Raw genomic sequence first — 13739 nt, 5'->3', positions numbered from 1 at the left:
ACTCGACAGGATTCGAACCTGTGACCGCTCGGTTCGTAGCCGAGTACTCTATCCAGCTGAGCTACGAGTGCATTTGTGTTTTTATACCAGATCACAACTGGTTGAAGCCAAGTTATTCACATTACTGCAAACAACTCTTAAATGGTGCACTCGACAGGATTCGAACCTGTGACCGCTCGGTTCGTAGCCGAGTACTCTATCCAGCTGAGCTACGAGTGCATTTGTTGCCGCGCATTATAGGCCGTTGAATCTTTTTGTAAAGCACTTTTTCTAGTAATTTCAACAACTTACCGAAGAAGCCAGATTACAACGTACTACGCAAATAATGGCGGAGAACGGGGGATTCGAACCCCCGACACCCTTTTGAGGTGTACTCCCTTAGCAGGGGAGCGCCTTCGGCCACTCGGCCAGCTCTCCGCAACACGGGGCGTATCTTAACCAACCTTTTCCCCGTTTGCAAACATAAAAAACGATAAAAATTAATGGCTTGGTTCTTCGTCCTTCTCTTTCTTTATACGCAGGTAAATTTCTTCACGGTGCACAGCAACCTCTTTCGGGGCGTTGACACCGATACGCACTTGATTTCCTTTTACGCCGAGCACGGTCACAGTGATTTCGCCATCACCAATAATCAGGCTTTCTGCGCACCGACGAGTCAGAATCAGCATACCTTTCTCCTCACGCATTTCATTTCAGGGACAACAGTCTGCAAAAAAAAGGCATTCGACCTACAACCAGAACGATCGCAGCCCTACATGCCTGAGTATTGACTAGCGCGAGCAAAAGAACAGTTTTGGTACGCGCCATTCAAAAAAACGAAGGGCGCGGTCAGACCGCGCCCTTGGGGAAACGCATTACTCGCCCTGTCGGGCCGGCGCATCCAGTTCGAAAGCCGTGTGCAGAGCACGCACAGCCAGTTCCAGGTACTTCTCTTCGATCACCACGGACACCTTGATTTCCGAGGTCGAGATCATCTGGATGTTGATGCTCTCTTTCGCCAGGGATTCGAACATACGGCTGGCCACACCTGCGTGGGAGCGCATGCCGACGCCGACGATCGAGACCTTGGCGATCTTGGTGTCGCCAACGACTTCACGGGCACCGATCTCACGAGCGGTGTTTTCCAGCACGGTTTGCGCCGCCTGGTAGTCGTTGCGGTGCACGGTGAAGGTGAAGTCAGTGGTGTTATCGTGCGCAACGTTCTGCACGATCATGTCGACTTCGATGTTCGCGGCACTGATCGGGCCGAGAATCTTGAACGCCACGCCCGGGGTGTCTGGCACGCCACGGATGGTCAGCTTGGCTTCATCGCGGTTGAAAGCGATGCCGGAAATGATCGGCTGTTCCATGGTTTCCTCTTCATCAATAGTAATGAGGGTGCCCGGACCCTCCTTGAAGCTGTGCAGTACGCGCAGCGGAACGTTGTACTTGCCGGCGAATTCCACCGCACGGATCTGCAACACCTTGGAACCGAGGCTGGCCATTTCCAGCATCTCTTCGAAAGTGATCTTGTCCAGGCGCTGAGCCACGGACACCACCCGCGGATCGGTGGTGTAGACGCCGTCGACGTCGGTGTAGATCTGGCATTCGTCAGCCTTCAGGGCTGCCGCCAGCGCCACGCCGGTGGTGTCGGAACCACCACGACCGAGGGTGGTGATATTGCCATGCTCGTCGACGCCCTGGAAACCGGCGACAACCACCACACGACCGGCCTTCAGGTCACCGCGAATCTTCTGGTCATCAATCTGCAAGATACGCGCTTTATTGTGCGCGCTATCCGTCAGAATCCGTACCTGATTGCCGGTGTACGACACCGCTGGCACGCCACGCTTGATCAGCGCCATGGCCAACAGTGCAATCGTCACCTGCTCACCGGTGGATACGATCACATCCAGCTCACGAGGAACCGGCTGACCGTCGCCACTGATTTGCTTGGCCAGATCGATCAGACGGTTGGTTTCGCCGCTCATTGCAGACAGCACAACCACCAGGTCATCGCCCGCCTCGCGGAATTTCTTAACCTTGTCGGCGACCTGCTCGATTCTCTCGACAGTGCCGACTGAGGTGCCTCCAAATTTCTGTACGATCAAAGCCATTTCAAAGCCGCCTCTGCCCATGAAGGGCGCCCAATAATCACTCAAACAACGTTCTGGCCCGCCACTAGACCGCGAGCCAGACACATTGCCTTATAAACCCTGCTCTACAAATGGAACGGTCAGGGCCAATGCGGCATCCAGTGCGCCAGCGTCAATACCACCGCCCTGCGCCATGTCTGGACGACCACCGCCCTTCCCGCCCACTGCCGCAGCAGCCTGTTTCATCAAATCACCGGCTTTGAGTTGGCCAGTCAGGTCTTTGGTCACGCCTGCAACCAGAACGACCTTTTCCTCATGGACACTGCCGAGCAGGATCACTGCGCGGCCGAGTTTGTTTTTCAATTGATCGACCAGCGCCAGCAGCGCTTTGCCGTCCTGACCGTCCAGACGCACGGCCAGCACTTTCACACCTTTGACGTCCAGGGCAGAAGCCGACAGATCGTCGCCCGCCGCGCTGGCCGCCTTGGCCTGCAACTGCTCGAGTTGCTTCTCCAGCAGACGGTTGCGCTCCAGCACAGCCGACAGCTTGTCGATCAGGTTATCGCGGCTGCCCTTGACCAGGTTGGCCGCTTCCTTGAGTTGTTCTTCAGCCGCGTTCAAGTAGGCCAGCGCTGCTGCGCCGGTCACTGCCTCGATACGACGCACACCGGAGGCCACACCGCCTTCGCTGATGATTTTCAGCAGGCCGATGTCGCCGGTACGGGTGGCGTGAATACCGCCGCACAACTCGACAGAGAAATCGCCCATGCTCAGCACGCGTACGCTGTCGCCGTACTTCTCGCCGAACAGCGCCATGGCGCCTTTTTGCTTGGCGGTTTCGATGTCGGTTTCTTCGGTTTCAACCTCGGAGTTCTTGCGAATTTCGGCGTTGACGATGTCTTCCAGCGCCTTCAACTGTTCAGGCTTGATCGCCTCGAAGTGGCTGAAGTCAAAGCGTAGACGCTGACTGTCGACCAACGAGCCCTTCTGCTGAACGTGCTCGCCCAATACCTGACGCAATGCAGCGTGCAGCAAGTGAGTGGCGGAGTGGTTCAGCGACGTCGCGTGACGCACGTCGGCATCGACATGAGTCTCGACCGGAGCGCCAACGATCAGGCTGCCCGAATCCAGTACACCGTGGTGCAGGAACGCGCCGCCGGTTTTGGTGGTGTCGCGCACGTCGAAACGCGCAGCGCCAGCCTGCAGGAAACCGCAATCACCAATCTGACCACCGGATTCGGCATAGAACGGGGTCTGATTGAGAACGACCACGCCCTCTTCGCCTTCGCTCAGCACGTCAACCGATTGCCCGTCTTTATAGAGAGCAACGATTTTGGCGGAACCGCTGTGAGCGGTGTAACCGGTGAACTCGGTGGCCACATCAACCTTGACCAGGCTGTTGTAGTCCATGCCAAAGGAGCTGGCGGAACGGGCACGGACTCGCTGGGCTTCCATTTCGCGCTCGAAGCCTTCTTCGTCGATGGTCAGGCTGCGTTCGCGAGCGATGTCGCCGGTCAGGTCCATCGGGAAGCCGTAAGTGTCGTAAAGCTTGAACACTACATCGCCCGGCACCACGTCGCCTTTGAGTTCGGCCAGATCCTGCTCGAGGATCTTCAGGCCCTGTTCCAGGGTCTTGGCGAATTGCTCTTCTTCGGCTTTCAGGACGCGCTCGATGTGCGCCTGTTGGGATTTCAGCTCAGGGAACGCTTCGCCCATCTCGGCGACCAACGCCGCAACGATCTGGTAGAAGAAGCTGCCCTTGGCGCCCAGTTTGTTGCCGTGACGGCAAGCGCGACGAATGATCCGGCGCAGCACATAACCGCGACCTTCGTTGGACGGCAGCACGCCGTCGGCAATCAGGAAGCCGCAGGAACGGATGTGGTCAGCCACGACTTTCAGCGAAGCCTGAGCATCGTTGGTGCAACCGATGGCCTTGGCCGATGCAATCAGCAGGCTCTGGAACAGGTCGATTTCATAGTTCGAGTGAACGTGCTGCAGCACGGCACTGATCCGCTCCAGGCCCATGCCGGTGTCCACCGACGGCGCTGGCAACGGGTGCAACACGCCATCGGCGGTGCGGTTGAACTGCATGAACACGTTGTTCCAGATTTCGATGTAACGGTCGCCGTCTTCTTCCGGCGAGCCCGGTGGGCCACCCCAGATGTCGGCGCCGTGATCGTAGAAAATCTCGGTGCAAGGACCGCATGGGCCGGTATCGCCCATGGTCCAGAAGTTGTCGGACGCGTACGGCGCGCCCTTGTTGTCGCCTATGCGAACCATGCGCTCGGCCGGCACGCCGATGTCTTTGGTCCAGATGTCGTACGCCTCGTCATCGCTGGCGTAGACGGTGACCCAGAGCTTTTCTTTGGGCAGGTTCAGCCACTTTTCGGAGGTCAGGAAGTTCCAGGCGTAGGTGATGGCGTCACGCTTGAAATAATCACCGAAGCTGAAGTTACCCAGCATTTCGAAGAAGGTGTGGTGACGGGCGGTGTAACCGACGTTTTCCAGGTCGTTGTGCTTGCCGCCGGCGCGCACGCATTTCTGGCTGCTTACAGCGCGGGTGTACGCGCGCTTTTCCTGGCCCAGAAAGCAGTCCTTGAACTGGTTCATCCCCGCGTTAGTGAACAGCAGGGTTGGGTCGTTGCCCGGAATCAAAGAGCTGGAGGCTACACGGGTGTGGCCTTGCTCTTCGAAGAAGCGAAGGAAGGCTTCACGGATTTCTGCGCTTTTCATTAGGTTCTTCCACGGAGGCTGCGGCCAAAGGCCTGTGCGAAACGTCAACAGACGAAGCGACGGCAAAGGGCCGCATTATATCGGCGTTAGTGACTAGGTACAGTGTGTTTGTACGATACAAACAGTCAATTGGACGGCTAACACGGTCAGTTGTGAGAAAAGTCGGTAAATGTGGCGACGACTTGCTCGATTTGCGCACGACTGACGTCCATGTGCGTGACCATTCGCAGACGACCGGCAGCGCTGAGCTTGATCCCGCGTGTCGCGGCAAAAGCCTTGATCGCTTCGGCCTTGTCGCCCATCTGCACGTAAACCATGTTGGTCTGCACCGGCTCGACCTCATAGCCCGCTGCTCGCAGGCCTTCGGCCAGCTTTTGTGCGTTGGCATGGTCATCGGCCAGGCGCTGAACATGGTTATCCAGCGCATACAGCCCCGCCGCGGCGAGAATCCCGGCCTGGCGCATGCCGCCGCCAACCATCTTGCGCAGACGTCGCGCCTTGGCGATCAACTCGACCGAGCCGCACAGCACCGAACCGATCGGCGCACCCAGGCCTTTGGACAGGCAGACCGAGACCGAATCGAAATGCTGAGTGATCTCTCGGGCATCGACACCCAGCTTGACCGCCGCATTGTAGAGCCGCGCGCCATCCAGATGCAGCGCCAGGCCGTTTTCCCGAGTGAAACGGCGTGCCCGGGCCAGATATTCCAGCGGCAAAACCTTGCCCTGCATGGTGTTTTCCAGCGCCAGCAAACGGGTGCGGGCGAAGTGGAAGTCATCCGGCTTGATCGCGGCGGCGACCTGCGCCAGGTCCAGCGAACCATCGGCCTGCACTTCCAGCGGCTGCGGCTGGATCGAACCGAGCACTGCCGCGCCGCCACCTTCGTACTTATAGGTGTGAGCCTGTTGTCCGACAATGTATTCGTCACCGCGATCGCAGTGGGCCATCAGACCGAGCAAGTTGCTCATGGTGCCCGTCGGGACAAACAGTGCCTGGGCAAAACCCAGTCGTCTTGCCAGTTCGGCTTCCAGACGGTTGACCGTCGGATCTTCGCCATAAACGTCGTCACCGGTGGCTGCATTGGCCATCGCGTCGAGCATCCCTGCGGTTGGTTGGGTGACGGTGTCGCTGCGAAGATCGATAACGCTCATGACTCTGGCCTCGGTAAGCAGGGAAAATCCCTTTTGGATTGGAATTACTGCGGTCAAGTCGCCGAATAATCAAGCCTTGAACGAGGAAAAGGCACGTTACTCCTCGAGAAAGCACATCCCTGTGGGAGCGGGCTTGCCCGCGATAGCGAACTGTCAGTCGATAACTAAGGTGACTGACACAACGCTATCGCGGGCCAGCCCGCTCCCACAGGTTTCGTGACAGGCATTGGCTATGCGCGCGCCGGAAATATGTGTTAAAAACGCTTCGCCGCCAAAGTCTGGCGGCAAAAACGTTCTCAGGGCGGGGTGCAACTCCCCACCGGCGGTAATTGCGCGCAATGCGCATAGCCCGCGAGCGCTTGGCGGCAGCACGGTAATGGCTGTGATGGCGGCAAGGTCAGCAGACCCGGTGTGATCCCGGGGCCGACGGTCATAGTCCGGATGAAGAGAGAACGGGATTGACGCCGCCTAGGCCCTATACCAAAGCGCCGTCCGCAGGCATTTGTGCCTGCGTACCCTTAAATCCCATTCGATTCATAACGCCCTGTTTTTCACACAAACAGGAGTCAGAACATGCAACCCACCGCAATCGATAGCAAAAGCAAAAACCATCAGGGCGAGCGCGTCGCGTTCATCCAGGCCTGCTGGCACAAGGAAATCGTCGATCAGAGCCGTAAAGGCTTCGTCGCCGAAATGATTGCTCAGGGTTATCAGGAGTCGGACATCGATTTCTTCGAAGTCGGCGGCGCCTTTGAAATTCCGCTGCACGCCAAGTTGCTGGCCAAGTCCGGCCGTTATGCCGGCATCGTCGCGGCGGGCCTGGTGGTCGACGGCGGCATCTATCGCCACGAATTCGTCGCCCAGTCAGTAATCAGTGGCCTGATGCAGGTGCAGCTGGAAACCGAAGTGCCGGTGTTCTCGGTGGTTTTGACCCCGCATCACTTCCATGCCGGCGAAGAACATCAGAAGTTCTTCTTCGAGCATTTCGTGCATAAAGGTCAGGAAGCGGCAAAGACTTGTGCGGATACGCTGCACAAGATGCGTGCGTTGCGTCGCAGCGAGCCTCGCGCAGTAGCCGTCTAGTCGAATGATCGTTCCCACGCTCTGCGTGGGAATGCCTCAATGGACGCTCTGCGTCCGCTATTGGGACGCGGAGCGTCCCCACGCGGAGCGTGGGAACGATCATGTGTTGTGCCTACGCGAGGTTTTCGTCGGTGGTCGGCACGATCAGGATGCCGGCGCGCAGGCCGTTCTTGACCTTGGGGTTCGGGAAGATGATCCGAGCGCCCTTCTCTTCGATGACCCAGCGGGTATTGGCGATATCCTCGGCCAGCACATAACCCACTTTCAACTCTGAAAAATTCTCGATATCCGTCGGCAGGTTCAGGCGGAAGCTATCGCTGTGCTTGATGACTTCCCGCGCGACGCTGAACAATTGCAAGCCATCCAGTCCGTCGTCGGTCATTGGCGGCTCGGTGCCTTCGATGATCTGCTTCAGGCGGGTTTCAAGAAGGCTGACGTTGACCCCATCGTTCTGCCCGAACGGCCGGGCCTTGCCCAGTTCCAGGGTAAAGGACTCGGCATCGAGCTTGTCGTAGGTATAGGAGCTGAAGACGATGGAGGGTTTATTCTGCAACAGCACCGCTTCCATGCCGGCGGCGCGCAGGCGAGCCAGTTCCAGGCGTGAATGCTGACGACCTTCTTTCCAGGGGTACAGGGCGAACTGCTCGATTTTCGAGCCACGGATCGCCGTGTGCAGGTCGTAGTGCAGGCGATTGCGGTCCGGCAGGCTGAAGAAAGTCGCCGCCAGCCGCTCCAGCTCACAAGCGCGCAAGGCCTCGGAGCCGCTGGTTTGTTCGTGGCGGCCGTTGAACAGCCGATTGACGTCCTGCTCGATGAAGCGCTCACCGCGACGGATGGCCTCGGGGTTGCCGAACAGGAACAGAATGCGTGCGCGCGGCTTCAAGTCACCGCGGGCGATGTCATGCAACAGGCGATCAAGCAGCTCGATCGGCGCTGTTTCGTTGCCATGGATGCCGGCCGATAGCAGCAGGTCCAGGCCATTGTCGCGGGCTTCAGGTGGCCGGACTTCCAGCGCACCTTCGCTCAACCAGCGCATCCGCACGCCTTCGACAGTCAGTTGAGTCTTCTCCGCCGGTTCGCGGCCGGCGAGGGTCAGTTCAAGCAGTTTGCCGAGGGCGAGCATAGAGCGGTTTCCTTAGTGGTCGTGATTGCAATCCGGGCCGTGCACGTGGTCCTCATCATCACCGACGTCGGCCGGTTCCATCTCCAGTTGCAGACTTACCAGATTAGTCGCCAATGGGCGCAGCAGCAGGTTGGCATATTCAGCGTCACCTTCTTCAACGTCTACGCCGATCAGCAACTGGCCGCGGCCGTCCTGCTGGATCCACAGCTCTTTGCCTTGCCACATGACCGCGACGCGGGTGCAGGAAGTCTCCAGTTGCGTGCCGTCGGTGTCTTCAAGGATCAGCTGCAGGGTATCGCTCATGTGTTTACGCTCTCGACGTTCAATTGATCTGGAATGGATAAACCGCGCCCAGTTTAAGGATTTGCGTCAGTTCATCCAGTGCCGTCCGGCACTCAAGCAGCAATTGCGGGTCCGCCAGATCGTTTTCGGTCATGCGGTCGCGGTAGTGCTTGTCGACCCATTCGGTCAATGTGCCGTACAACGGTGCCGTCATGATAACCCCTTGGTTGACGGCCGCCAGTTCGGTTTCGTTAAGTGCGACGCGCAACCGCAGGCAAGCCGGGCCACCGCCGTTCTGCATGCTCTGCTTGAGATCGAAAACTTTCACTTCGCGGATCAGGCCGCCAGAGCTGGTCAGACCTTGCAGATACTGCCAGACACGTTCGTTGCCACGGCACTCTTCCGGCACGATCAACAGCATGGAGCCGTCAGGACGCGACAGCAGCTGGCTATTGAACAGGTAGGAACGAACGGCGTCTTCCACGGTGACCGCGGAACGCGGTACGCAGATCGACTGAAATTTCCCGCCGGCTTTTGCGAGTTTGCCTTGCAGTTCAGCCAGCATCTGCTCGGTGTCGAGGAAGGCGTCCTCGTGATAGAACAGCACCTCGCCGTTACCCACCGCGATCACGTCGTTGTGGAACACTCCCTGATCGATCACCGAAGGGTTCTGCTGGGCATAAACCACGCCGTCATCACTCAGGCCGTGCAGACGCGCGACCGCTTGGGACGCTTCGAGGGTCTGGCGCGCCGGGTATTTCTGCGGCGATGGGTAACGGGTGTCGAACGCGCTGCGACCGAACACGAAAAACTCGACGCCAGCTTCACCATAGTCACGGCAGAAACGGGTGTGGTTGGCCGCGCCTTCGTCACCGAACTGCGCCACGGCTGGCAAAGCGGCGTGGTGAGCAAAGTGCTTCTGATCGGCGAACATCGCCCCTAGTACGCGGCTGGTGGTCGGGTGTTCGATGCTGCGGTGGTATTTGCAGTTCAGGTTGGCGGCGGTGAAATGCACGCGGCCATCCGCGGTGTCGGCGCTCGGGCTGACCGTGGCGGCGTTCGCCACCCACATGCTCGACGCCGAGCAACTGGCAACCAGCAGCGGCATGGCCTCTTTGGCGGCGCGCTCGATCACCTGAGCATCGGTACCGCTGAAACCCAGTCGGCGCAATGCGGCTACGTCCGGACGTTCTTGTGGCGCCAAAACGCCTTGTTGAAAGCCCATTTCCATCAGCGCTTTCATCTTCGCCAAGCCTTGCAGCGCGGCTTCTTTCGGGTTCGAAGACTGCTGGCTGTTGCTCTGGGACGCGACGTTGCCGTAGGACAGGCCGCCGTAGTTATGGGTCGGCCCCACTAGACCGTCAAAATTGACTTCATAGGATTTCATCAGCGAGGCTCCACGAGAATCTGTTGTTATGGCTTCAGTAACTATTCAGTAAGACCGCGGCGCGGCCATCGCCAGCAGGCTGGCTCCCACAGTGATTGGGTCGCACACAAAATTTGTGTACACCACCGAACCTGTGGGAGCCAGCCTGCTGGCGATGGGCATCACACCATCTTCACGCCAGGCGTGAGGGTGGCTGGCAACACCAGGCTCGGGGTTTCCAGCGAGGCCACCGGGTACGCGCAGTAATCTGCGGCGTAGTAGGCACTGGCGCGATGGTTGCCCGATGCGCCGACACCGCCGAATGGCGCGCTGCTCGCCGCACCGGTCAACTGCTTGTTCCAGTTGACGATACCGGCCCGGCTTTCCAGCCAGAACTGCTGATAGCGCGCTTCGGAATCCGACAGCAGACCGGCCGCCAGGCCATAGTCGGTGTCGTTGGCTTCAGCGATCGCCGCTTCAAAATCAGCGTAGCGGATCACTTGCAGCAGCGGACCGAACAGCTCTTCGTCCGGGCGATCGGCAACCGCCGTTACGTCCAGAATGCCCGGGGTCAGCAAGGCTGCCTGAGCCTGGGGCTGAGTCATTTCCAACAGCGCCACGGCGCCGTTGGCCAGCAGATGTTCTTGCGCATCCATCAGCGCTTTTGCAGCGCCGAGGGAAATCACCGAGCCCATGAACGGCGCCGGTTGCTGATCGAACGCACCGACTTCAATCGTCGAGCTGACCGCCACCAGACGCGCCAGCAGCGTATCGCCCCAGGCGCCTTGCGGCACCAGCAAGCGACGGGCACAGGTGCATCGCTGACCGGCAGAAATGAAGGCCGACTGAATGATGGTGTAAACGGCGGCATCGAGGTCCGCGACCTGATCCACTACCAGCGGGTTGTTGCCGCCCATTTCCAGCGCGAGGATCTTGTCCGGACGACCGGAAAACTGCTTATGCAGGTGATTGCCGGTACGGCTGGAACCGGTGAAGAACAGACCGTCGATGCCCGGGTTCGCCGCCAGGGCGATACCGGTTTCGCGAGCGCCTTGCAACAGGTTCAGCACGCCAGCCGGCAGACCGGCTTCGATCCAGCACTTGACCGTCAGCTCGGCCACTTTCGGGGTCAGCTCACTCGGCTTGAACAGCACGCTGTTCCCGGCCAGCAGCGCCGGCACGATGTGACCGTTCGGCAAGTGACCGGGGAAGTTGTAAGGACCAAACACCGCCACCACACCGTGCGGTTTGTGGCGCAATACCGCCGTGGCGTCGCCCAGCGGGCCGCTCTTCTCGCCGGTACGTTCGCGATAGCTCTGCACCGAGATGGCAATCTTGTTGACCATGCTGGTGACTTCAGTCGCCGCTTCCCACAGGGGTTTACCGGTTTCTTCACCGATGGTGCGAGCCAGCTCGTCAGCGTGATTCTTCAGCGCAGCGGCAAAGGCTTCCAGCACGCCGATGCGCTCTTCCAGGGTACGGCGAGCCCAACCCGGGAACGCTTGACGCGCAGCTTGCACTGCCGACTCGACCTGACCGGTCGTGGCGCCTTCGCCGGCCCACAGCACTTGCTGGGTCACCGGGTTTACCGATTGAAAGCTTTCACCCTGACCAGCCAGCCATTCACCGGCGATGTATAGCGAATTCATTATTTCGACTCCCGAGCAGCGGACAACGGAACGGCGCGTACTTGATCGCCGGCGTTGAGTTGAAGACGTTTGGCGGTCAGCGGATCGACCACCAAAGTGCCGGCGGCGAAGCGTGCTGGCGCGGCAGTGATCCGGCAGTCTTCGCGCTTGCGGTTATGAATCAGGAACGGCGTGGCGTCGTCACCCGGGGTGCCGATGGCCAGCACCAGCGCCTGGCTGTCGCGCACCGCGCGGATCTTGGTGGTTTCGCATTCCACCGCAGGGCCGGCATCAAAGATGTCGACGTAGCCTTGATAGCTGAAACCTTCACTCTTGAGCATCGACAGCGCCGGCTCGGTGTCTGGATGAACCTGGCCAATCACGTTGCGCGCATCTTCGGACAGGAAGCAGGTGTACAGCGGGAATTTCGGCATCAGTTCGGCGATGAATGCCTTGTTGCCCACACCCGTCAGGTAATCGGCCTGGCTGAATTCCATCTTGAAGAAGTGACGGCCCAGGCTTTCCCAGAATGGCGATCGGCCCGCCGCGTCGGACATGCCGCGCATCTCGGCAATGATCTTGTTGCCGAACAGTTGAGGGAACTCGGCGATGAACAGCAGACGCGCCTTGGCCAGCATGCGGCCATTGAGGCCACTGCGATAATCGGCATGTAGGAACAGCGAGCACAGTTCAGAGTTGCCGGTCAGGTCGTTGGCCAGGAACAGCGTCGGAATTTCGCGATAGATGTTCAGCTCTTGGGAGGCGCTGACCGTCAGGCCGACCCGGAAGTTGTACCAAGGCTCGCGCAGGCCGACGGCGCCGGCAATGGCGGAAATACCCACCACGCGGCCATTGTCGTCTTCGAGTACGAACAGGTAGTCCGCATCGCCCCGCCCGGCTTCGCCGCGGAAGGTCTTCTCGGCCCAGCCGACCCGATGGGCCAGACGTTCTTCGTTGGCCGGCAAGGTGGTCAGGCCGGTACCGGTGCTGCGGGCCAGGTCGATCAGAGCGGGTAAATCGCTGCTGCGTACGGGACGAACAATCATGCTATCTCCTCAAACGGGCCGCTGACGCCACCCGTGAAACTCGCTGCTTTACTAAGCATTCATTCTTTATAGGCATAGCAGCAGGCGTTAAACCGCCACCAGGCGCACGCTGGCACCTTCACCGACGCCTAGGGCTTCGGCCGCTTCAAGATCCAGGGTTACGGGTTTGCCCGGCGCGTAATCGAGCTCAAGCAAAACGGCGCGGTAATCCTGCAACTGGGCATTGGCCACCAGATACTGACGACCGGCGCCTTTGACTGGCTCGCCGATTTTCACCGGCACTACACGGCTCTGGGCGATCGAACGGATCCCCGAGACGCGGGCATGCAGGGTCGGGCCACCGTCGAAAATGTCGATGTAGTGATCGGTCTCGAAGCCTTCGCGCATCAGGATGTCGAAAGTGATCTGCGCCCGTGGGTGTACCTGGCCCATCGCCTCTTGAGCGGAATCCGGCAGCAACGGCACGTAGATCGGGTAATGCGGCATCAGCTCGGCCAGGAACGTGCGGCTTTTCAGGCCACACAGACGCTCGGCAGCGGCGTAGTTGAGGTCGAAGAAGTTGCGACCGATGGCATCCCAGAACGGCGAATCACCATTTTCGTCGCTGTAACCGACGATCTCGGTCACCACCGAATCGGCAAAGCGCTCCGGATGGCTGGCCACGAACAACAGGCGACCACGGGAATTGAGCTCCGCCCAAGGCGAACCCACCAACTCCGGCTTGACGTAGAAACTGGTCAGCAAGCTGTTACCGGTCAGGTCGTGGCACTGGGAGAGCACGTGGATCTTGTTGTGAATCTTCAGCTCACGGGAGGCGTGGACGAAGGTTTCGTTACGAAAGCTGTAAAACGGCTCGGAATAACCGGCCGAGGCAACGATGGCCGAACAGCCGACCAGCTTGCCGGTGGCCGTGTCTTCGAGGACGAAGAAATAGCTCTCCTCACCGTTGAAGCTGACTTCAGCGGCGAACGAAGCTTCGCTTGCGGCGATCTTGTCGCTCAGGCGTTCAACGTCATCCGGCAAGGAAGTGACACCAATCGGGCTGTCCGCAGCCAGACGCTGTACCTCGCCCAGATCAGCCATTTGCGCGGGGCGCATCACCAGCATGGTGTCACTCCTTTTCTCGAAAAACTCTATGAGGAAAATAACCGGGAAGTCATTGCAGACACAGAGATCAGTGTGGGAGCGGGGGGGGGGGGGGGGGGGGGGGGGGGGGGGGGGGGGGGGGGGGGGGGGGGGGGGGGGGGGGGGG

11 protein-coding genes, 3 tRNA genes and 1 riboswitch are annotated in these 13739 nt (G+C 59.5%); of the genes, 1 reads left to right on the top strand and 13 read right to left on the bottom strand.

Annotated elements, in window-relative coordinates:
- The 7 genes from AC1RQB_RS19900 to ltaE all read right to left on the bottom strand — a co-directional run bounded on the left by AC1RQB_RS19900 (position 1) and on the right by ltaE (position 5959).
- Positions 1 to 71, bottom strand: a tRNA-Arg gene (locus tag AC1RQB_RS19900).
- A 71-nt stretch (positions 72 to 142) separates the two neighbouring features.
- A tRNA-Arg gene (locus AC1RQB_RS19895) sits at positions 143 to 219 on the bottom strand.
- A gap of 107 nt (positions 220 to 326) precedes the next feature.
- Positions 327 to 417, bottom strand: a tRNA-Ser gene (locus tag AC1RQB_RS19890).
- 62 nt (positions 418 to 479) lie between these two features.
- A complete protein-coding gene (csrA, locus tag AC1RQB_RS19885) occupies positions 480 to 668 on the bottom strand; it encodes a carbon storage regulator CsrA (RefSeq protein ID WP_002554426.1) in 189 nt (62 codons plus the stop codon).
- 186 nt (positions 669 to 854) lie between these two features.
- Positions 855 to 2096: an aspartate kinase gene (locus AC1RQB_RS19880; protein WP_008071826.1), complete on the bottom strand. Its 1242-nt coding sequence runs from the start codon at positions 2094 to 2096 to the stop codon at positions 855 to 857.
- Between the two features lie 90 nt (positions 2097 to 2186).
- Positions 2187 to 4808 (bottom strand): alanine--tRNA ligase, encoded by a 2622-nt coding sequence (gene alaS, locus AC1RQB_RS19875; protein WP_063342834.1) that lies wholly within the window; start codon positions 4806 to 4808, stop codon positions 2187 to 2189.
- Positions 4809 to 4954: 146 nt separating this feature from the next.
- Positions 4955 to 5959: a low-specificity L-threonine aldolase gene (gene ltaE / locus AC1RQB_RS19870; protein ID WP_063342833.1), complete on the bottom strand. Its 1005-nt coding sequence runs from the start codon at positions 5957 to 5959 to the stop codon at positions 4955 to 4957.
- A gap of 288 nt (positions 5960 to 6247) precedes the next feature.
- Positions 6248 to 6417, top strand: a riboswitch (FMN riboswitch).
- A 115-nt stretch (positions 6418 to 6532) separates the two neighbouring features.
- Here ltaE and AC1RQB_RS19865 point away from each other — a divergent pair.
- On the top strand, positions 6533 to 7042 hold the full coding sequence (locus tag AC1RQB_RS19865; protein WP_008071834.1) for a 6,7-dimethyl-8-ribityllumazine synthase: 510 nt from the start codon (positions 6533 to 6535) through the stop codon (positions 7040 to 7042).
- Positions 7043 to 7154: 112 nt separating this feature from the next.
- Here the strand turns inward: AC1RQB_RS19865 and astE are convergent, their stop codons facing one another.
- The 6 genes from astE to aruF all read right to left on the bottom strand — a co-directional run bounded on the left by astE (position 7155) and on the right by aruF (position 13594).
- A complete protein-coding gene (gene astE, locus AC1RQB_RS19860) occupies positions 7155 to 8165 on the bottom strand; it encodes a succinylglutamate desuccinylase (RefSeq protein WP_063342832.1) in 1011 nt (336 codons plus the stop codon).
- 12 nt (positions 8166 to 8177) lie between these two features.
- Positions 8178 to 8468 carry a hypothetical protein gene (locus AC1RQB_RS19855; RefSeq protein ID WP_007904718.1) on the bottom strand — a complete coding sequence of 97 codons (291 nt, stop codon included), beginning with the start codon at positions 8466 to 8468 and terminating at the stop codon, positions 8178 to 8180.
- Positions 8469 to 8487: 19 nt separating this feature from the next.
- On the bottom strand, positions 8488 to 9834 hold the full coding sequence (gene astB / locus AC1RQB_RS19850) for an N-succinylarginine dihydrolase (RefSeq protein ID WP_063342831.1): 1347 nt from the start codon (positions 9832 to 9834) through the stop codon (positions 8488 to 8490).
- Between the two features lie 161 nt (positions 9835 to 9995).
- Positions 9996 to 11465 carry a succinylglutamate-semialdehyde dehydrogenase gene (gene astD, locus AC1RQB_RS19845; RefSeq protein WP_198537240.1) on the bottom strand — a complete coding sequence of 490 codons (1470 nt, stop codon included), beginning with the start codon at positions 11463 to 11465 and terminating at the stop codon, positions 9996 to 9998.
- Positions 11462 to 12487 carry an arginine N-succinyltransferase gene (astA, locus tag AC1RQB_RS19840; protein WP_008071838.1) on the bottom strand — a complete coding sequence of 342 codons (1026 nt, stop codon included), beginning with the start codon at positions 12485 to 12487 and terminating at the stop codon, positions 11462 to 11464. Before astA ends, astD begins: the two co-directional genes overlap by 4 nt.
- 87 nt (positions 12488 to 12574) lie before the next feature.
- Positions 12575 to 13594: an arginine/ornithine succinyltransferase subunit alpha gene (gene aruF, locus AC1RQB_RS19835; protein WP_007904685.1), complete on the bottom strand. Its 1020-nt coding sequence runs from the start codon at positions 13592 to 13594 to the stop codon at positions 12575 to 12577.
- Positions 13595 to 13739 lie beyond the last annotated feature (145 nt).

The sequence above is a fragment of the Pseudomonas sp. GW822-FHT02E03 genome, from assembly GCF_058802325.1.
This window is presented reverse-complemented; position numbering and strand designations above follow the sequence as displayed.